17 protein-coding genes are annotated in these 19958 nt (G+C 68.1%); 10 read left to right on the forward strand and 7 right to left on the reverse strand.

Annotated elements, in window-relative coordinates; translation table 11 throughout:
- Nucleotides 1-3: 3 nt before the first annotated feature.
- From A5760_RS07730 to A5760_RS07745, 4 genes are all read right to left on the reverse strand, one after another.
- Nucleotides 4-1371 (reverse strand): HNH endonuclease signature motif containing protein, encoded by a 1368-nt coding sequence (locus A5760_RS07730; protein WP_082279386.1) that lies wholly within the window; start codon nucleotides 1369-1371, stop codon nucleotides 4-6.
- A 104-nt stretch (nucleotides 1372-1475) separates the two neighbouring features.
- Nucleotides 1476-2747 carry an alpha/beta hydrolase gene (locus A5760_RS07735; RefSeq protein ID WP_064879341.1) on the reverse strand — a complete coding sequence of 424 codons (1272 nt, stop codon included), beginning with the start codon at nucleotides 2745-2747 and terminating at the stop codon, nucleotides 1476-1478.
- The gene (fadD12, locus tag A5760_RS07740; protein WP_064879343.1) at nucleotides 2747-4378 is read right to left on the reverse strand and encodes an acyl-CoA ligase FadD12; all 1632 of its coding nucleotides are present in this window, start codon (nucleotides 4376-4378) and stop codon (nucleotides 2747-2749) included. Before fadD12 ends, A5760_RS07735 begins: the two co-directional genes overlap by 1 nt.
- 3 nt (nucleotides 4379-4381) lie before the next feature.
- Nucleotides 4382-5122, reverse strand: coding sequence for a lysophospholipid acyltransferase family protein (locus tag A5760_RS07745; RefSeq protein WP_231122576.1), 741 nt, complete (start codon nucleotides 5120-5122; stop codon nucleotides 4382-4384).
- Between the two features lie 258 nt (nucleotides 5123-5380).
- Here A5760_RS07745 and A5760_RS07750 point away from each other — a divergent pair, with 258 nt between their 5' ends.
- From A5760_RS07750 to secG, 7 genes are all read left to right on the forward strand, one after another.
- Nucleotides 5381-5872, forward strand: a complete 492-nt coding sequence (locus tag A5760_RS07750) for a hypothetical protein (protein ID WP_231122574.1) — start codon at nucleotides 5381-5383, stop codon at nucleotides 5870-5872.
- A 148-nt stretch (nucleotides 5873-6020) separates the two neighbouring features.
- Nucleotides 6021-7835, forward strand: coding sequence for a DUF3556 domain-containing protein (locus tag A5760_RS07755; protein ID WP_064879346.1), 1815 nt, complete (start codon nucleotides 6021-6023; stop codon nucleotides 7833-7835).
- Nucleotides 7832-9256 (forward strand): phytoene desaturase family protein, encoded by a 1425-nt coding sequence (locus A5760_RS07760; protein ID WP_064879348.1) that lies wholly within the window; start codon nucleotides 7832-7834, stop codon nucleotides 9254-9256. Before A5760_RS07755 ends, A5760_RS07760 begins: the two co-directional genes overlap by 4 nt.
- Nucleotides 9257-9380: 124 nt before the next feature.
- On the forward strand, nucleotides 9381-10400 hold the full coding sequence (gap, locus tag A5760_RS07765) for a type I glyceraldehyde-3-phosphate dehydrogenase (protein WP_064879350.1): 1020 nt from the start codon (nucleotides 9381-9383) through the stop codon (nucleotides 10398-10400).
- 3 nt (nucleotides 10401-10403) lie between these two features.
- The gene (locus A5760_RS07770; protein WP_064879352.1) at nucleotides 10404-11633 is read left to right on the forward strand and encodes a phosphoglycerate kinase; all 1230 of its coding nucleotides are present in this window, start codon (nucleotides 10404-10406) and stop codon (nucleotides 11631-11633) included.
- A gap of 14 nt (nucleotides 11634-11647) precedes the next feature.
- Complete coding sequence (gene tpiA, locus A5760_RS07775) at nucleotides 11648-12433, forward strand: triose-phosphate isomerase (RefSeq protein WP_064879354.1); 786 nt, start codon at nucleotides 11648-11650, stop codon at nucleotides 12431-12433.
- Nucleotides 12434-12477: 44 nt separating this feature from the next.
- Entirely contained in the window at nucleotides 12478-12711 is a 234-nt protein-coding gene (secG, locus tag A5760_RS07780; protein WP_064879356.1) for a preprotein translocase subunit SecG, read from the forward strand.
- Nucleotides 12712-12735: 24 nt separating this feature from the next.
- Here the strand turns inward: secG and A5760_RS07785 are convergent, their stop codons facing one another.
- The gene (locus A5760_RS07785) at nucleotides 12736-13653 is read right to left on the reverse strand and encodes an LLM class F420-dependent oxidoreductase (RefSeq protein WP_064879466.1); all 918 of its coding nucleotides are present in this window, start codon (nucleotides 13651-13653) and stop codon (nucleotides 12736-12738) included.
- A 138-nt stretch (nucleotides 13654-13791) separates the two neighbouring features.
- Here A5760_RS07785 and ppc point away from each other — a divergent pair, with 138 nt between their 5' ends.
- The 3 genes from ppc to A5760_RS07800 all read left to right on the forward strand — a co-directional run bounded on the left by ppc (nucleotide 13792) and on the right by A5760_RS07800 (nucleotide 18560).
- Nucleotides 13792-16599, forward strand: coding sequence for a phosphoenolpyruvate carboxylase (ppc, locus tag A5760_RS07790; protein ID WP_064879358.1), 2808 nt, complete (start codon nucleotides 13792-13794; stop codon nucleotides 16597-16599).
- 75 nt (nucleotides 16600-16674) lie between these two features.
- On the forward strand, nucleotides 16675-17466 hold the full coding sequence (locus A5760_RS07795) for a DUF4239 domain-containing protein (protein WP_064879359.1): 792 nt from the start codon (nucleotides 16675-16677) through the stop codon (nucleotides 17464-17466).
- Nucleotides 17467-17573: 107 nt separating this feature from the next.
- Nucleotides 17574-18560 carry an aldo/keto reductase gene (locus tag A5760_RS07800; RefSeq protein WP_064879468.1) on the forward strand — a complete coding sequence of 329 codons (987 nt, stop codon included), beginning with the start codon at nucleotides 17574-17576 and terminating at the stop codon, nucleotides 18558-18560.
- A 1-nt stretch (nucleotide 18561) separates the two neighbouring features.
- On the opposite strand, the gene A5760_RS07805 is transcribed toward A5760_RS07800, so the two are convergent.
- Both A5760_RS07805 and A5760_RS07810 read right to left on the reverse strand, forming a co-directional pair.
- Complete coding sequence (locus A5760_RS07805) at nucleotides 18562-19491, reverse strand: histone deacetylase family protein (protein ID WP_064879361.1); 930 nt, start codon at nucleotides 19489-19491, stop codon at nucleotides 18562-18564.
- Nucleotides 19492-19511: 20 nt separating this feature from the next.
- Nucleotides 19512-19910 carry a hypothetical protein gene (locus tag A5760_RS07810; RefSeq protein ID WP_064879363.1) on the reverse strand — a complete coding sequence of 133 codons (399 nt, stop codon included), beginning with the start codon at nucleotides 19908-19910 and terminating at the stop codon, nucleotides 19512-19514.
- Nucleotides 19911-19958: the final 48 nt, after the last annotated feature.

Raw genomic sequence — 19958 nt, forward strand, 5'->3', positions numbered from 1 at the left:
GTCTCAATCGGGTTTGTCGTCGTCCCCGCCCCGTAGGAATCGTTCGGGGTGATGAAACGTGTTTGTCCTCGGTCGTCCCTGATCCAGGTGCGGCGGCGGGATCCATTCGGTATCGCCTCGGGTGTTTTTGCGGGTGGTCCAGGCGCGGGGTCGTAGGAGGCGATGGTGGGGCCCGCAGGCGAAGGTGAGGTCATTGACGTCGGTGGTGTGGCAGGCGGCGTAGTCGGTGACGTGATGGACCTCGCAGTAGTAGCCGGGAACGGTGCAGCCCGGCGCCGAGCATCCGCGATCCTTGGCGTACAAGACAATTCGCTGTCCGGGGGAGGCGAGTCGCTCGGCGTGATACAGCGCCAGCGCCTTACCGCGATCGAAGACAGCCAGATAGTGGTGGGCATGGCGGGCCAACCGGATGACATCGCTCATCGGCAGGATCGTGCCGCCCCCGGTCAGACCGCGCCCGGCGGCGGCCTCGAGCTCGGCCAGCGTCGTGGTGACGACGATGGACGCCGGTAACCCATTGTGTTGACCCAACTCTCCAGAGGCCAGCACGCCGCGCAGGCTCGCCAGCAGCCCGTCGTGGTTGCGTTGGCTCGCTGAGCGCGGGTCGTGCTCGATGGCTTCCTGGCTCGGTGCGCCGAGCACACAGGGACTTTCGTCGAGGGGATTGCACATGCCCGGGGCGGCCAGTTTGGCCAGCACCGCCTCGAGGGTGGCGCGCGCTTCGGGTGTCAGGAGGCCGCGCAACTCCGACATGCCGTCGGATTGCTGGTTACCCAACGTCAGACCCCGGCGCCGGGCGCGGTCCTCGTCGCGGTAGATGCCGTCGGGGTTGAGGCAGTCAGCGAGCGTATTGGCCAGCGCCGCCAGTTGTTCGGGACGAAACCGGGCGCCCTCCTTGGCCAACCGAGCCTCGACCTGCTCGCGGGTCGCCCCGTCCACCCGGCCCGGCAGCTGGTGATAGAACTTGCGGATCACCGCCACTTGGCCGGCGCCCAGCTTGCCGTCGCGTTGGGCGGCCGCGGTGGCGGCCAGCACCGGTGGGACGGGTTCACCGGTCAGGCCGTGCCGCGGGCCCAGATCCCGCGCCTCGTTGACGCGCCGGGCGGCTTCGCCGCGGCTGATCAGCGTCGACTCGGTGATCGCATGGGTCAATGTGCCGCCGAGTTCCTCGGACGGGGCTTGGCGGGCAAGGGAATTGATCAGCGGATGCTCCAGCGCCGGTATGCGACGGCGCAGCTTCTCACAGCGCTCCAGGATCGCCAGTTGTCGCCGCGCGTTCAGCCCGTCGAACGACAATTCGCAGGCACGGTCCAAGTCGGCATCGAGCGCGTCGAACACCGCATCGACATCCTGGGCGCTACTCGGACTCACACCACCAAACTAGCCCGACCCACCGACAAGAACAGCCACCCAGTGACCACTGAAATCACAGTGACGCAAGGGATTACAGAAGATCGGCTGGGTGGGGGCAACGGCTAGTCGCGCTCGGGCGGGTTCGTCGCGTATACCCACGACAGGAATCGCGCCACGGCCTCCGCGGACCGATGCGCCCGCGGGGAACTGAAGATGTCGAAAGCGTGTTGGGCGTGCGGTAATTCGGCGTAGGCGACCGGGTTCTTGGATACCGCGCGCAGTTCCTCGACGAACTCTTCGGCCTCGCCGACCGGGATCAGTGAATCGTCGTGGCCGTGCAGGACGAAGAACGGCGGTGCGTCGGCGCGCAGCCGCCGGATCGGCGACGCGTCGACGTAGACGTCGCGGTGGCTGGCGAATTTCTTTTTGACGACGAACTTTTGGAGCAGGTCCACGAATTCGCGCCGGCCCTCGCCCTCGGTGGAGAACCAGTCGTAGCGCCCGTACACCGGCACCGCGGCGACCACCGAGGTGTCGGCATCCTCGAACCCGGGCTGGAACTTCGGGTCGTTCGGGGTCAGCGCCGCCAGCGAACACAGGTGGCCGCCGGCGGATCCGCCGGTGATGGCCACGAAGTTCGGGTCGCCGCCGTAGCGGGAAATGTTCTCCTTGACCCAGGCCAGCGCGCGTTTGACATCGACGATGTGGTCGGGCCAGGTGTGCCGCGGCGACACCCGGTAGCCGATCGACACGCACACCCAGCCGCGCGCGGCCAGGTGGCTCATCAGCGGATAGGCCTGGGGACGGCGCATTCCGATCACCCAGGCGCCGCCGGGGACCTGCAGTAGCACCGGTGCCTTGCCGTCGCGGGGCAGGTCGTGGCGGCGCCAGATGTCGGCGAGGTTGGCGCGGCCGTGCGGACCGTAGGACACCACGTTGGTCTTCTCGACGTAGCGGCGGCGCGCCACGGTGTTGCCCAGCGGCAGGGTGCGCCGCCCGCTGCGCGTCGGTATGCTCTGGGGCAGCTTGTTCAGCGCCTCTTCGTAGTCGTCGCCCAGTTGGTCGCGCAGCCCCGCCTCCAGCACCGGGCCGGGAGTGGTGACGCCGCGATACTTGATCACGCCCAGGATGGCCCAGGCCGCTGCCGTCAGGGCCAGGGCGGCCTTGCCGCGCCGCCCGGCGAAGTCACCGCGGCGGCCCCGCCGCAGCGTGTCGAGCAGCGAGGCGGAGAAGTAGACGCCGGGCACCTCGGAGGCCGGCCAGCCGAACCAGAAGACCAGCACGGTGGTGTAGCCCTTGCGGGCCAATGGGCGTAAACCGTTGGCGGCGTTGGCCAATTCGAGCGCGGCACGGGCGAGCGGCCGGGGTTTTCTGATGGTCCGGGCCGGCCGCATCAGCCGGTCACCCGCGCTTGCAGCTCGGCGCGCAGGATCTTGCCGGTGCTGCTGCGGGGAAGCTCGTCCAGCACGGCGATCTCGCGGGGGATCTTGTAGTTGGCCAGGTTCTCCCGCACGTGCTGCTTGAGCGCCTCGGGTGCGGCGCCCGCGTCGAGCGCGGCGCCGGGCTCGAGCACCACGAAGGCGGCCAGCCGCTGCCCGTATTGTTCGTCGTCCACGCCGATCACCGCCGCCTCCGCCACTTCGGGATGTGCCGCCAGAATCTTCTCGACCTCGATCGGGTACACGTTCTCGCCGCCGGAGACGATCATCTCGTCGTCGCGGCCGACGACGAACAGCCGCCCCGCCTCGTCCAGATAGCCCAGGTCGCCCGACGACATGAAGCCAGCGTGAAAGTCCTTGGTGGAGCCCTCGGTGTAGCCGTCGAACTGAGTGTTGTTGCGGACGTAGATGCTGCCGACCTCGCCAGTGGGCAGTTCGTTGAATTCCGGGTCCAGGATCCGGATTTCGGTTCCCCCCGCTGGCCGGCCCGCGGTGTCGGGTGCCGCGCGCAGGTCCTGCGGGGTGGCCGTCGCGATCATGCCGGCCTCGGTGGCGTTGTAGTTGTTGTAGATCACGTCGCCGAACGCGTCCATGAACGCGATGACCACGTCGGGTCGCATCCGCGATCCCGATGCCGCCGCGAATCTCAGGGACCGGCCGCTGTAGCGGCGCCGAATCTCGGCGGGCAGCTCCATGATGCGGTCGAACATCACCGGCACCACGGCAAGCCCGGTGGCCTTGTGCCGGTCTATGAGGTCCAGCGTGGCCTCGGGGTCGAACTTGCGCCGGGTGATCACCGTGCAGGCCATGGATGCGGCGAAGATCAACTGGGAGAAACCCCAGGCGTGGAACATCGGCGCCACGATCACGATGTTTTCCTCGGCCCGCCACGGCGTGCGGTCCAGAATCGCCTTGAGCGTGCCGATTCCGGCGTTGCCGCCGGTTTGGTTGGCGCCCTTGGGCGTTCCGGTGGTGCCGGAGGTGAGCAGGATCATCCGGCCCTTGCGGCCGGAGCGCTGGGGCTGGTGCCCGGCGTGGGTGGCGATCAGCTTCTCGACGGTGAGATCGTGTTGCCCGTCGGTCCAGGCCACGATGCGGGCGGCGTCCGGCCTGTCGGCCAGCGCGCGGTCCACCGTCGGGGTGAATTCCTCGTCGTACACCACGGCGTCGACGCCCTCGCGGTTGACCACCTCGGCCAGCGCGGGCCCGGCGAACGACGTATTGAGCAGCACGACGTCGGAGCCGATCCGGTTGGCGGCCACCACCGCCTCGACGAAGCCGCGGTGATTTCGGCACATGATGCCCACGACCTTGGGTTGACCCGCGGGCAGCTGTTGCAGCGCGGCGCCGAACGCGTTGATCCGCTCGTCGAGCTCGCGCCAGGTCAGCGTGCCGCGTTCGTCGATCAGCCCGGGACGATCCGGGCAGCGCTGCGCCGCACTGGCAAAGCCGACCGTCATGCCCATGCCCTCGCGGCGCATGGCCGCGGCCATCTTGAGGTAGCGGTCGGGGCGCATCGGCGCGATCATGCCGGCGCGGCTCAGCGTGGTGACGAGGCCGAGGGTCTCGCTCAACGGATTCGGCATGGCTCAGCCCAGTATCGGGAAGCGACGTTTGGCGGCCAGCTCGGTCAGCGCCTCCTGCATCACCGACCGCACGTACTCGTCGACCTCGTCGACGTCCGGGTCGTCGCCGAACTGGTTGGCGATGTCGATGGGCGCCAGCACCTGGGTCACGATCTTGGTGGGCAGCGGCAGGTTCGGCGGGATGACCGCGCTCAGGCCGAAGGGGAAGCCGAACGACAACGGGAGAATCGCGCTGCGCAGCAAGCGTTTGATGCCCAGCCGCTCTGCCAGCCAGGTGCCACGGGTCAGGTAGAGCTGGGTCTCCTGGCCGCCGATGGACACCGCAGGCACGATCGGGACGCCGGCCTCGATCGCCGTGCGGATGTATCCCTTGCGGCCGTTGAAGTCGATGACGTTCTCCGACAGGGTCGGCCGGTAGGCGTCGTAGTCGCCGCCGGGGAACACGATCACCACGCCGCCCGACCGCAACGCCTCGGCAGCGTTCTCGCGGTTGGCCCGGATGTATCCGGTGCGCCGGAAGAAGTCTCCGGTGGGGCCGGTCATCAGGATGTCGTGGCTCAGCGTGTAGACCGGCCGGTCGTAGCCGAGTTTGTCGTAGAAGTGGACGCTGAAGATCGGGACGTCCATCGGGAACATGCCGCCGGAGTGGTTACCCACCACCAGCGCTCCACCGGGCGGGAACGTTTCCAAGCCGTGTACCTCGGACCGGAAGTAGGTTTTCAGGACCGGGCGCATCACCGCCATCAGGCGCTGGGTCAAACCGGGGTCGAATTTGCCGATGTCCCCGCCGCCGGGGTTGCCGTTGTCGGTCACGTTCCTCCCTTGACACTCGCACGAGGCCGCTTGAGGTTTGGGGGGCCGAGTCGAGTCCCTCGATGGTAGCGACCGGACCCTCGTTGCTGTCAGGGTGTTTCACCCTATTTCGTTCGGGTATGTGGTGCGGCACGGTGGTGGACGCTATTGTTACGGCGCCCTAAGTAATCCTCGAGCAAGGGGGATCCGATGGACGTAGCCGGTCTGTCACCTGAGCGCGGCGCACGCTCAAGCGCCACATACAGATCGGCTGGTACCCGGGATCGGCGCGCGCGGCGCGCCCACACCGCCGCGTCCCGCCCGGAAACCACTCGTCAGGGCCAAGGCGCGTCCCGGCCCGCACCCGCCCTCGAGCGGGCCGCCGACGCACTCGCTTCGGCAACTCCGGATAGCGCGGATCAACTGCAGGCCGACTACTTCGTGCGGTTGCTCGGCGGGCGGCGCGGCTTCATCGATCAGCGCATCGAGGAGTATCAGCGCAAGATCGGCACCGCGGAAGCCAAGGGCGATCTCGACGCCGTGGCGAACCTGCGCCGCCTGGTGCGCATCGCCGAGCAGGATCGGCGGACCCTGGACGCCCTGCTCGACAAGCTGCGCCGGCGGTTTGTCCGACAGGAACCGGCCACGGGTTCGGCTCAGGCACGCCCTGCGGTTCGTCGGGCCACCCCAGTCGTAGGCTGAATCACCCATCCCCGCAGCGGTTTTCGTCATCGGAGGAGTGACGGGGTAGCCCGCGCGGATCACCGACGCGCACAAATCCGCACACCCGCGTGGCGGTGCCGATACATTCTATGGGCCAGCTGGTTTCTAGACAGGAACGAGGCAGCCCATGGGATTCATGGCCCCGGAGTTTCCCGACGTCGACCCGCAGACGTGGCTGAGCCTGCCGCGTTCGACCAGGCGTCAGATCATGGCCCGGCACTGGGTCGAACACGGCTTCGGCTCCCCGTACGCCGTCTATCTGTTCTACGTCTTCAAGATCGCCGGGTACGCCGCCGGCGCCGCCGCGGTGGTCTCCCTGACGCCGGGCCTGGGCGGGCTGGGCCACCTCGCCGACTGGTGGACGCAGCCGATCGTGTACCAGAAGCTGGTCGTCTTCACGCTGCTGTTTGAGATGCTGGGCCTGGGTTGCGGATCCGGGCCGCTGACCGCGCGGTTCTGGCCGCCGTTCGGCGGCTTCCTGTATTGGTTGCGGCCCAATACTATTCGGCTCCCGGCGTGGCCGGACAAGGTTCCGTTCACCCGTGGGGATCGCCGCACCGTCGTCGACGTCGCCCTGTATCTCGTGGTGCTGGCCTCCGGTGTCTGGGCGCTGCTCTCCTCGGGGCGGGGCGGTCCGGTCACCCCGGCGGGCGACGTCGGCCTGATCGATCCCATGCTGGTCGTGCCCGCCATCGTCGCGCTCGCGCTGCTGGGCCTGCGGGACAAGACCGTGTTCCTGGCGGCCCGCGGCGAGCACTACGGGCTGACCCTGCTGGTGTTCTTCTTCGGGTTCACCGATCAGATCGCCGCCTTCAAGATCATCATGCTGGCGCTGTGGTGGGGCGCGGCGACCTCCAAGCTCAACCATCACTTCCCGTACGTCGTCGCGGTCATGATGAGCAACAGCCCACTGCTGCGCAGCCGGGCCTTCAATTGGTTCAAGCGCCGGCTCTATCTCGACCCGGTCGACGACCTGCGGCCCTCGTGGATCCCGAAGATGATGGCCCACGTCGGCGGGACGACCGCGGAGTTTCTGGTGCCGCTGGTGCTGGTGTTCGTCGCCGACGGTCACCGCTGGGCGTGGTTTCTGATCGCCTTCATGGTGCTGTTCCACCTCAACATCACGTCCACCATCCCGATGGGCGTCCCGCTGGAGTGGAACGTATTCTTCATCTTTTCGCTGTTCTATCTGTTCGGGCATTACGCCGGCATCACGGCCGCCGGGCTGAGCTCGCCGCTGCTGCTGATCATCCTGATCGTCGCGCTGGCGGTGGTGCCGATCGCGGGAAACCTCTTCCCACAACAGATTTCGTTTCTCCCGGCGATGCGCTACTACGCGGGCAACTGGGCCACCAGCACTTGGTGTCTGCGTAGGGGTGCCGAGGACAAGATCGAGGCGAACATCGCCAAGGCGTCGGCGCTGGCGCCCAATCAGCTTGCCCGGCTTTACGATCCGCAGACCGCCGAGCTCATGATCGACAAGTTGATGGCGTGGCGATCCATGCACACGCACGGGCGGGCGTTGGGCGGGCTGGTGCCGCGAGCCTTGCCCGCCGGCGCCGACGAGGCCGACTACCTGTTGCGTGACGGCGAGATCATCGCCGGACCGCTGATCGGGTGGAACTTCGGCGAAGGCCACCTGCACAACGAACAGCTGCTGGCCGCCGTGCAGCGGCGCTGCGACTTCGACGAGGGCGACGTGCGGGTGATCATCCTGGAGGCCCAGCCGATCCAGCGCCAGACGCAGGCCTACCGCATCGTCGACGCCAAGACCGGCCTGATCGAAGAGGGCTACGTCGACGTCGCGGGCATGCTGAGCCGCCAGCCCTGGCCCGAGCCCGGCGACGACTACCCCGTGCACGTCATCGATGGCGGCGACCCGCGGCGCCCGGCTTCGCCGCGCTTGCGATCGCCGCGGACGACTCGGCACGGCGCTCGATGACCAGAGCGGTCGTCGTCGGCGCCGGGCCCAACGGCCTGGCCGCGGCGATCCAGCTCGCCCGCCGCGGTGTCGACGTGCAGGTGCTGGAGGCGCGCGACACCGTCGGCGGGGGAGCGCGCTCGGCCGAGCTGACGCTGCCCGGGGTGATCCATGACGTCTGCTCGGCCACCCACCCGTTCGGCGTCGGTTCGCCGTTCTGGGCGGAGATCGACCTGCCGAGCTACGGGCTGGTCTGGAAGTGGCCGGAAATCGACTGCACGCATCCGCTCGACGACGGCACCGCCGGCGTGCTGTACCAGTCGATCGATCGGACGACGGCCGGCATGGGGCCCGACGCCGCCCGGTGGCGGCGTGCCGTCGGCGACCTCGCCGCCGGATTCGATCAGCTGGCGCAGGACTTGCTGCGCCCGGTGCTGCATATCCCACGCCACCCGGTGCGCCTGGCCGGTTTCGGGCCGCGCGCGCTGCTGCCGGCCACGGTGATGGCCCGCTGGTTTCGCACCGCGCAGGCCCGCGCGCTGTTCGGCGGCGCCGCCGCGCACATCTATACCCGGCTGGACCGCCCGCTGACCGCGTCCATGGGGCTGCTCTTTCTGGCCAGCGGGCACCGCTACGGCTGGCCGGTCGCCGAGGGCGGTTCCGGGTCGATCACCCGCGCCCTGGCCGCCGCCGTGGAGGCGCACGGCGGCGCCATCGCCACCGGGGTGACCGTCACCGGCCGCCGCGACATCCCCGACGCCGACATCGTCATGCTCGACCTGAGCCCCGCCGCGGCGCTGCAGCTCTACGGCGACGCCATGCCCGGCCGCATCAAACGGTCCTACCGTCGCTACCGCCAGGGGTCCTCGGCGTTCAAGGTCGATTTCGCCGTGCAGGGCGACATCCCCTGGACCAACCCCGACTGCGGGCGCGCGGGCAGCGTGCACCTCGGCGGCGGCTTCGCCGAGATTGCCGGCACCGAACGCCAGCGCGCGCAAGGCAAGATGGCCCAGCGGCCGTTCGTTCTCGTCGGGCAGCAGTACCTGGCCGACCCGTCGCGCTCGGCCGGCGGCGTCAACCCGGTCTGGGCCTACGCGCACGTGCCGTTCGGCTACACCGGCGACGCCACCGCGGCCGTCATCGACCAGATCGAGCGGTTCGCCCCCGGATTCCGCGACCGCATCGTCGCGACGGTCAGCAAAAGCACCGCCGAGCTGGCGGCCTACAACCCCAACTACATCGGCGGCGACATCCTCGGCGGCGCCAACGACGGGCTCCAGGTCATCCTGCGGCCCCGCATCTCGGTCAACCCGTATGCGACCGGCGTGCCGGGTGTCTACCTGTGTTCGCAGTCCACGCCGCCGGGAGCCGGCATCCACGGCCTGTGTGGCTACTACGCCGCCGAGGCGGCGCTGGCCTGGGCCGCCCGACGTCGCCGATAGCTCCGATCGCGTGTGGCCGACGTCACGGCCGTTGTACCAGCGCGGCAACCGGGGACGTCACTGAACTAGGCTGGCGACGAGCGCAGATCAGCGGACACAGGAAAGAAAGACAGAGGAGAGACAAGTGACGGTCCGAGTAGGTATCAACGGCTTCGGTCGAATCGGGCGGAACTTCTACCGGGCCTTATTGGCTCAACAGGAGCAAGGCACCGCCGACATCGAGGTGGTCGCGGTCAACGACCTCACCGACAACGCCAGCCTGGCGCACCTGCTGAAATTCGACTCCATCCTGGGCCGCCTGCCCCACGACGTCAGCCTCGAGGGTGACGACACCATCGTCGTCGGCAGCAAGAAGATCAAGGCGCTCGAGGTCAAGGAAGGCCCGGCGGCGCTGCCCTGGGGCGACCTGGGCGTGGACGTCGTCGTCGAGTCCACCGGCATCTTCACCAACGCCGCCAAGGCCAAGGGCCACCTGGACGCCGGCGCCAAGAAGGTGATCATCTCCGCGCCCGCCACCGACGAGGACATCACCATCGTGCTGGGCGTCAACGACGACAAGTACGACGGCAGCCAGAACATCATCTCCAACGCCTCGTGCACCACGAACTGCCTCGGCCCGATCGCCAAGGTGCTCAACGACGAGTTCGGCATCGTCAAGGGCCTGATGACCACCATCCACGCCTACACCCAGGACCAGAACCTGCAGGACGGGCCGCACAAGGACCTGCGCCGGGCCCGCGCCGCCGCGCTGAACATCGTGCCGACCTCCACCGGCGCCGCCAAGGCCATCGGCCTGGTGCTGCCGGAGCTGAAGGGCAAGCTGGACGGGTACGCACTGCGGGTGCCGATCCCCACCGGCTCGGTCACCGACCTCACCGCCGACCTGAAGAAGTCCGCCACCGCCGACGAGATCAACGCCGCGATGAAGGCCGCCGCCGAGGGGCCCATGAAGGGCATCCTGAAGTACTACGATGCACCGATCGTGTCCAGCGACATCGTCACCGACCCGCACAGCTCGATCTTCGACTCCGGCCTGACCAAGGTGATCGACGACCAAGCCAAGGTGGTGTCCTGGTACGACAACGAATGGGGCTACTCCAACCGCCTCGTCGACCTGGTCGCCCTGGTCGGCAAGTCGCTGTAAACCGTGGCTGTCCACACTCTGAAAGACCTTCTCGCCGAGGGGGTTTCCGGACGCGGCGTGCTGGTGCGCTCCGATCTGAACGTGCCGCTCGACGACGGCAAGATCACCGACGTCGGCCGCATCACCGCCTCGGTGCCCACGCTGAAGGCGTTGATCGATGCGGGCGCCAAGGTGGTGGTCACCGCGCACCTGGGGCGGCCCAAGGGTGGACCCGATCCGAAGCTGTCGCTGGCGCCGGTCGCCGCGGCGCTCGGTGAGCAGCTCGGCCGGCACGTGCAGCTGGCCGGCGACGTCGTCGGCACCGACGCGCTGGCGCGCGCCGAGGGCCTGACCGACGGCGACGTCCTGCTGCTGGAGAACATCCGCTTCGACGCCCGCGAAACAAGCAAGGACGACGGCGAACGGCTGGCGCTGGCCAAACAACTGGCCGAATTGGTCGGGCCGACAGGCGCTTTCGTCTCCGACGGCTTCGGCGTGGTGCACCGCAAACAGGCCTCCGTGTACGACATCGCCACCCTGCTGCCGCACTACGCCGGCACGCTGGTGGCCGAGGAGATCCAGGTGCTGGAGCAGTTGACCAGCTCCACCAAGCGCCCCTACGCGGTGGTACTGGGTGGGTCGAAGGTGTCCGACAAGCTCGGCGTCATCGAGTCGCTGGCCACCAAGGCCGACAGCATCGTCATCGGCGGCGGGATGTGCTTCACTTTCCTTGCTGCACAGGGCTTCTCGGTTGGTAAGTCGCTGCTGGAGACCGAGATGGTGGACACCTGCCGCAGGCTGCTGGACACCTACGTCGACGTGCTGCGGCTGCCGGTGGACATCGTGGCGGCCGACAAGTTCGCCGCCGACGCGGCCCCGCAGACCGTCGCGGCCGACGCCATCCCGGACGACCTGATGGGCCTGGACATCGGACCGGGCTCGGTCAAGCGGTTCACCACGTTGCTGTCCAACGCGGAGACCGTGTTCTGGAACGGGCCGATGGGCGTGTTCGAGTTCCCCGCGTTCGCCGCGGGCACCAAGGGCGTCGCCGAGGCGATCGCCGCGGCCACCGGTAAGGGTGCGTTCAGCGTGGTGGGCGGCGGTGACTCCGCGGCCGCGGTGCGCGCGCTGGGCATCCCGGAGGGCGACTTCTCGCACATCTCCACCGGTGGGGGAGCGTCGCTGGAATACCTTGAGGGCAAGACGCTTCCGGGTATCGAGGTGTTGAGCCGATCCCAGCCCGACCACAACTAGGGAGGCCCTGAGTCGTGAGCCGCAAACCGCTGATCGCCGGCAACTGGAAGATGAACCTCAACCACTTCGAGGCCATCGCGCTGGTGCAAAAGATCGCGTTCGCGTTGCCGGACAAGTACTACGACAAGGTGGACGTCACGGTCCTGCCGCCGTTCACGGATCTGCGCAGCGTGCAAACCCTGGTCGACGGCGACAAGCTGCGGTTGACCTACGGCGGGCAGGACCTGTCCGAGCACGACTCGGGCGCCTACACCGGCGACATCAGCGGCGCCTTCCTGGCCAAGCTGGGTTGCACGTTCGTCGTCGTCGGGCACTCCGAGCGGCGGACCTACCACCACGAGGACGACGCGGTGGTGGCCGCCAAGACTGCCGCCGCGCTCAAGCACGAATTGACCCCGATCGTCTGCATCGGCGAGCACCTCGAGGTGCGCGAGGCAGGAAACCACGTCGGCCACTGTGAGGATCAGCTGCGCGGCTCGCTGGCCGGGCTGTCCGCCGAACAGATCGGCAAGGTCGTCATCGCCTACGAACCGGTGTGGGCCATCGGCACCGGGCGGGTGGCCAGCGCGGGTGACGCCCAAGAGGTGTGCGCGGCGATCCGGAAAGAGTTGGCGTCCCTCGCCTCGTCAAAGATCGCCGAGGACGTGCGGGTGCTCTACGGCGGCTCGGTGAACGCGAAGAACATCGGCGAGTTGATCGCCCGCGACGACATCGACGGTGGTCTGGTCGGCGGCGCGTCCCTGGACGGCGAGCAGTTCGCCACGCTGGCGGCGATCGCCGCCGGTGGGCCTCTTCCCTAGGGTGGGGGCCCTGAGAACCACCCCGCCCCGGTAGGCTGGCCGTCATGCAGTTGGCTTTGCAGATCACCCTGGTCGTCACCAGCATCCTGGTGGTGCTGCTGGTGCTGCTGCACCGCGCCAAGGGTGGCGGCCTGTCCACGCTGTTCGGTGGCGGCGTGCAGTCCAGCCTGTCCGGCTCCACGGTGGTGGAGAAGAACCTGGACCGGCTGACGTACTTCATCACCGCCATCTGGCTGGTGTGCATCGTCGGCATGGAGCTGATGATCAAGTACCGCTGACGGCCGATAGCTGATTCCGCGCGTTCACAGTGCGGCGGTGAGTCTCCACAGTGCTTCGCGGTCGACCGAGTTGGAACGGTCCAGGGGGCTGAGCACGAGGTCGGTGGCTCCGGCGTCACGGTAGCGGCGCAACTGCCGTGCGACAGATTCCTCGGGCCCGATTGCGGCGAGGTCGACGACACTGGCAAGGCCCTCTCGGGCGATCACGTTGCGATACGACGGGATGGCCTCATAAAAGCTCAGCTGTTGGGCGGCGGTGGTGCGAGCGCCCTCGACATCGTCGGACAACAGCACGGGCACGGCGGCGATGACGCGCGGTGCCGGGCGGCCCGCCTCGGCCGCCGCCTTGGTGATTTCGGGCACGATGAATTCTCCGATCGTGCGGGGCCCGGCCAGGTTGGGCAGTGTCCCGTCGGCCAGTTCGCCGGTGACCCGCAACGCCTTGGGGCCCATGGCCGCCACATACACCGGGATCGGGGTGCCGCCGGGCACCTGCACCGGCCAGGTGAGGCTGGCGCTGAGTTCGCTGCCGTGAAAGTCGACGCCGCCGGTGTTGAATACCGACGCCAGGATCGTCAGGTGCTCGCGTAGCCGGGTGATGGTGTTGGGCCATTCGGTGCCGAAGGCCGGGCCTTCCACTTGGCGGGCACCCAGTCCCAGCCCAAGGCTGAAGTTGCCGTGCGCGGCGGCCTGCGCCGTTTGCGCCAGTGAGGCGATGATCAGCGGGTGACGGGGGTTGATCGGCACCACCGAGGTGCCCACGCCGAGCCCGGGCACGGCTGCTCCGACGAGCGCGGCCAGCGCGATGGCGTCGTAATTCTGCTGCTGGGGCAGCCAGACCTGCGCGACCCCGAGCTCGTGTGCTCGTTTGGCTTGGGCTATCACGTCATCGACCAGATTGGAGGCATCGGGACGGGCCATGAGAATGATTCCGGCGGACACGTCCGCAACCAACACGCTCAGTCGGCCGGTCATTCCGGCCAAATCATGGTGATCTGACCCACTGGGCGCCATGGTGATTCGCCGCTGCTGGTGATCCCCGACGGGCGGACGCCGACATCCGCGTCGATACTGGGTCCCATGGTTGAGGCATCCGAGGGCACGCTGGAACCGATCGGCGCCGTGCAGCGCACCCTGGTGGGTCGTGAGGCGACCGAACCGATGCGGGCAGACATCCGGCTGCTGGGCGCCATCCTGGGCGACACGGTCCGCGAGCAGAACGGACACGAGGTGTTCGAGCTCGTCGAGCGCGCCCGGGTGGAATCGTTCCGGGTGCGCCGCTCCGAGATCGACCGCGCCGAGCTGGCGCGGATGTTCTTTGGCATCGACATCCACCAGGCCATCCCGGTCATTCGGGCGTTCAGCCACTTCGCGCTGCTGGCCAACGTGGCCGAAGACATCCACCGCGAGCGCCGCCGGGCGATTCACGTCGCCGCCGGCGAAGCGCCGCAGGACAGCAGCCTGGCCGCGACCTACGCCAAACTGGACCGGGCGCAACTGGATTCGGCCACCGTCGCCGACGCGCTGAAGGGCGCGGTGGTGGCCCCGGTGATCACGGCGCATCCCACCGAGACCCGCCGGCGCACCGTCTTCGTCACCCAGCACCGGATCACCGAGCTGATGCGGCTGCATGCGGAGGGGCACCAAGAGACCGACGAGGGCCGCAACATCGAACTCGAGCTGCGCCGCCAGGTCCTGACGCTGTGGCAGACCGCTCTGATCCGGTTGTCCCGGTTGCAGATCACCGACGAGATCGAGGTGGGGCTGCGCTACTACGCCGCCGCGTTCTTCAGGGTGGTTCCGCAGGTCAACGCCGGGGTGCGTGACGCACTGCGGACGCGCTGGCCCGACGCCGACCTGTTGAACCAGCCGATCCTGCAGCCCGGGTCTTGGATCGGCGGTGACCGCGACGGCAATCCGAACGTGACGGCCGACGTGGTGCGCCAGGCCACCGGCAACGCCGCGTTCACCGCGCTGGCGCACTACCTGGCCGAACTGACCGCCCTGGAACAGGAGCTGTCGATGTCGGCACGCCTGGTCGCGGTCACCCCCGCGCTGTCCGAGCTGGCCGAGGGTTGCGGGGAGCAGGCCCGCGCCGACGAGCCCTACCGGCGCGCGGTGCGGGTGATCCGCGCGCGGCTCACCGCGACGGGCGCCGAGATCCTGGACCGGCGACCGCAGCACGAGCTGGACCTGGGGTTGACGCCGTACGCCGCCCCGGCCGAGGTGCAGGCCGACCTGGACACCATCGATGCGTCGCTGCGCGCGCACGGCAGCGCACTGCTGGCCGACGACCGCCTGGCGCTGCTGCGAGAAGGCGTGCGCGTCTTCGGGTTTCATCTGTGCGGCCTGGACATGCGGCAAAACTCGGACGTGCACGAGGAAGTGGTCGCCGAGTTGCTGGCGTGGGCGGGGGTGCATCCGGATTACGGTTCGCTGCCCGAAGACGAGCGGGTCGAGCTGTTGGCCGGCGAGCTGGCCACCCGCCGGCCGCTGGTCGGCAACCGCTCGGAACTGTCCGAGCTGGCGCACAAAGAGCTGGGCGTGGTGCGCGCGGCCGCGCACGCCATCGAGCGTTACGGGCCGTCGGCCGTACCCAATTACGTGATCTCCATGTGTCGGTCGGTCTCCGACGTCCTGGAGGCCGCGATCCTGCTCAAGGAGGCGGGCCTGATCGACGCGTCCGGGGATACGCCGTACTGCCCGGTGGGCATTTCGCCGCTGTTCGAGACCATCGACGATCTGCACAACGGCGCGACGATCCTGCACGCGATGCTCGAACTCCCGATCTACCGGGCGCTGGTGGCCGTGCGCGACGACAGCCAGGAAGTGATGCTGGGCTATTCCGACTCCAACAAGGACGGCGGATATCTGGCCTCCAGCTGGGCGGTGTACCGGGCCGAGCTGGCCCTGGTCGAGGTGGCGCGCAAGACCGGAATCCGGTTGCGGCTCTTCCACGGTCGTGGCGGCACCGTCGGCCGCGGCGGTGGCCCGAGCTACGAAGCCATCCTGGCGCAGCCCCCCGGGGCGGTGAACGGCTCGCTCCGGCTCACCGAGCAGGGCGAGGTGATCGCCGCGAAATACGCCGAAGCGCAAGCGGCGCAACGCAACCTGGAGAGCCTGCTGGCTGCCACGCTGGAATCGACGCTGCTGGATGTGGAGGGATTGGGCGACGCCGCGGAGCCGGCGTATGCGGTGCTCGACGAGGTGGCCGTGCTGGCGCAGCGCGCCTACGCCGAATTGGTGCACGACACACCGGGTTTCGTCGACTACTTCATGGCCTCCACGCCTGTCAGCGAGATCGGTTCGCTGAATATCGGCAGCCGGCCCACCTCACGCAAACCCACCCAGTCCATCTCGGACCTGCGCGCCATCCCGTGGGTGCTGGCGTGGAGTCAGTCGCGGGTCATGCTGCCCGGCTGGTACGGCACCGGGTCGGCATTCGAGCAGTGGATCGCGGCGGGCCCGGAAAGCGAAAGCGAGCGGGTGGACATCCTGCACGACTTGTACCGGCGCTGGCCGTTTTTCCGCAGCGTGCTGTCGAATCTGGCGCAGGTGCTGGCCAAGAGCGACCTCGGCCTGGCGGCGCGCTACGCCGAGCTGGTGGACGACGAGGAGTTGCGGCACCGGGTCTTCGACAAGATCGTCGACGAACACCGGCGAACCATCGCCATGCACAAGCTCATCACCGGTCAGGACAACCTGCTGGCCGACAACCCCGCGCTGGCGCGTTCGGTGTTCAACCGTTTCCCGTACCTCGAGCCGCTGAATCACCTGCAGGTGGAGTTGCTCCGCCGCTACCGGTCGGGTGATGACGACGAGTTGGTGCAGCGCGGCATTTTGCTGACGATGAACGGGCTGGCCAGCGCGCTGCGAAACAGCGGCTGATAACCCGCGAATCGGTCACCCGGCCGGCCCGCTCGCGAATACCCTGAATCGACGCGACGCCGACCGAGGAGAGCAGTGAGCGGATCCGGACTACCCCTGTGGCTATTTCTGGTTTCTGTCATCGCCGTGGCGATCGTGATCGCGGTGGGCTCCATCTGGCTGGGAAACCGCGTCCTGCCGATGGAGCGGTACGGGAAGGAACCGAACCCGGCGATCGGCTCGTTCCTTACCGTCGTCGGGTTCATCTACGGCGCCCTGCTGGGCTTCACCGTGGTGGCCACCTGGGAACACTTCTCGTCCACCCAGGTCGTCGTGTCCGGCGAGGCATCGGCCCTGACGACGATGTATCGGCAGACCGTCGCGATGCCCGAACCGGAGCGCACCGAAGTTCAGGAGCTGTTGCGCAAGTACGCGAGCGCGGTGGCGGGCCCGGAGTGGAACAAGCAGCGCAACGACGGCGCGCGCACCGCGATCACCCGGATGTATCGCACCGTCGGGCGCCAGCAGCCCAATATCGCGGCCAAGCCGATCAATCAGCAATTCCTCAACCAGTTGAGTGTGCTGGCGTCCGATCGCAACGAGCGGATCGTGGGCACCAAGCCGCGGATACCCGCCCTGATGTGGGCGGGCCTGATCCTCGGTGCGGTTGTGCTGGTTGCGTTTACGGGTTTCCTGCGGATGGGCGGCACCGTCGGCCACGTCATCGTGTCCGGCACGGTCGCGGTTCTGCTGGGTGTGCTGCTGTGCGTCGTGTTCCAACTCGACCACTCGTACGCGACCGATCAGCGAATCACGTCCGGGCCTTTCCAGCACGCGCTGGACATCTTCGACTCGGTCGACAACGACAGCCGTTACTTCCCGCGCTGAGCATTGACGTTGCGGGCCGCGGCATCGGCCTGGTTATGGTTGAGTTCGGGGGCTCGGCCGCACCGGCCGCATACGCAGTGGACGTCTATGCAACGGGGAGGTTGGCATTGAAGACCATCACATTCGGCAAGACGGGGCTCGAGGTTTCCCGGTTGGCGTTCGGTACCTGGGAGTTTTGTAGTGACTGGGGCCATGCCGACGAGGAGGCCGCGATCGCCATGATCCGCAGCGCTCGCGAGCTCGGCATCAACTTCTTCGACACCGCGCAGCAATACGGATTCGGCGCGTCCGAACGCCTGCTGGGCAAGGCCCTTCGCGACGATCTCAAGAAATCCCGGGACGAGGTGGTGATCGCCACCAAGGGCGGCCTGCGTGCCACCGACAACGGCCTGGTTCGCGACGGCAGCCGGAAATGGCTGCGCGAAGGCGTGGAGTCCAGCCTGAACGCGCTGGGCATCGACCACATCGACGTCTACCTGGTGCACTGGCCCGACCCCAACACCCCGGCCGCCGACACCGCCGGGGCGCTCGCAGAACTGGTGTCGGAAGGCAAGATTCGCCACGTGGGTGTGTCGAACTACGACACCGCGCAGGTGCGCGAGTTTTCCGAGACGCTGCCGGTGGAAGTGGTGCAGCCGCCCTACCACCTGTTCCGTCGCGATATCGAAGACGAGCTGCTGCCGTATGCGCGCGAGCACGACATCGGGGTGATGGTGTACGGGCCGCTGGCGCACGGTCTGCTGACCGGCACGATGAAGCCCGACACCAGCTTCGCCGCCCAGGACTGGCGCGGCAAGAGCGACATCTTCAGCGGCGACGGCTATCTGCGCAACCTGGAAGTCGTTGCGCGCCTTGAGGCTCTGGCCGCCGGCCTGGGCGTGACAATCAGCCAGCTGGCCATCGCGCGGGCCATCGCGCAGCCGGGTGTGCACGTCGCCATCGTCGGGGCCCAGCACCTGCAATACCTGCAGGAAAGCTCTCGTGCGGCCGACGTCACCCTGTCCGAAGGCGACCTCGTTGCCATCGACGAGATCCTCGGGGCGGCGACACCGGTCGGCGGCCCCTACCCCGAGATGCACCAGAAGGCGAGCTAGCTCAGCCCTTCAGCAGCTCGCCGACGTGCGCGGTGACCGAATCGGTGAGGCCCTGCAGGTCGTAACCTCCTTCGAGCACCGCCACCAGCCTGCCGTCGCACAGCTTTTCGGCCGTCGTCATCAATTCCCTGGTGACCCAGGCGAAGTCGGCGGCCGTCATGGTCAGCGAGCCGAGCGGATCGCGTTCGTGGGCGTCGAAACCCGCGGACACGATGATCAGCTCGGGTGAAAACGCCTGCAGCGCGGGCAGTATGCGGTCCTGAAAGGCGGCGCGCAATTCGGCGCCGCCGTCACCGGCTGCCAGCGGCGAATTGAAGATGTTGCCGACGCCGGTTTCTCGCACCGCGCCGGTCCCGGGGAACAGCGGCATCTGATGCGTGGACGCGTAGAGCACACTGGGGTCGGAGTAGAAGATCTGCTGGGTGCCGTTGCCGTGATGGACGTCGAAATCGACGATGGCGACCCGCGTCAGGCCGTGTTTGCGCTGTGCGTGACGCGCGCCGATGCTGATGTTGTTGAACAGGCAGAAGCCCATGGCCCGCTCGGTTTCGGCGTGATGGCCCGGCGGGCGGCACGCGACGAACGCGTTCTGCGCTTCCCCGGCCAGCACCCGGTCCACGGCCTGCAGCGTGGCGCCCACCCCGCGCAGCGCCGTCTCCCAGGTCGAGGGCTCCATCATGGTGTCGCCGCCGTCGAGGTAGACGTAACCGTCGTCGGGCCGCGCGGCTTCCAGCGCGTCCACGTAGCGATTCGAGTGCACGTAGCGCGTCGTGGCCAGGTCGGCCGGCTCGGCCTCCTCGCGCACCAGGGCGTCGAACTGCGGACGGCTCAGCGCCGCCTGCACCGCGCGGTAGCGGTCCGGCCGCTCCGGATGGCCGGGAGCCGTCCGATGGGCGGCGAAGGCGGAGTGATGCAGCAGCAACGTGGCCATCGAGGGTCCTGCCGAGGTGCCTACTGGACGGTCCGGTTGCGCAGCCTGTCCACGAAGCCGCGCACCGCGTGTTCGGTGATCGCCAGCGGAGAGATCATGGTCTCGCCAACCTTCACCATCTCGTCGACCCGCGCGACGATGGCTTCCACCGGCTCTACCAGCACGATCAGCCGCTTGGCCAGGTCATCCAGGCTGGTCATGGTGCCGTCCAGGTGATCCAGGCCCGCCTCCAGGCGCTCGACCGTGGCGTTCAGGGCGGAAAGCGAACTGCTGAGCTCCTTCATGGTGGTGCTCAAACCGTCGAGGACGTCTTCAACCTGCTCCACCGTCTTGTCGGCGTTCAACGCGGCCTGGGTGAGCGTCTTGATCCGGCTTCGCTCTTGCCCCCCGCGCACGGTTCTGTCTGCCATGTCCGTCATTATGACCCGCCCGGCGCGGGCGGGAGCCCGAAGGGATGCACCACCGTC

It is taken from the genome of Mycobacterium colombiense, from assembly GCF_001665835.1.
Taxonomy (GTDB): domain Bacteria; phylum Actinomycetota; class Actinomycetes; order Mycobacteriales; family Mycobacteriaceae; genus Mycobacterium; species Mycobacterium colombiense_A.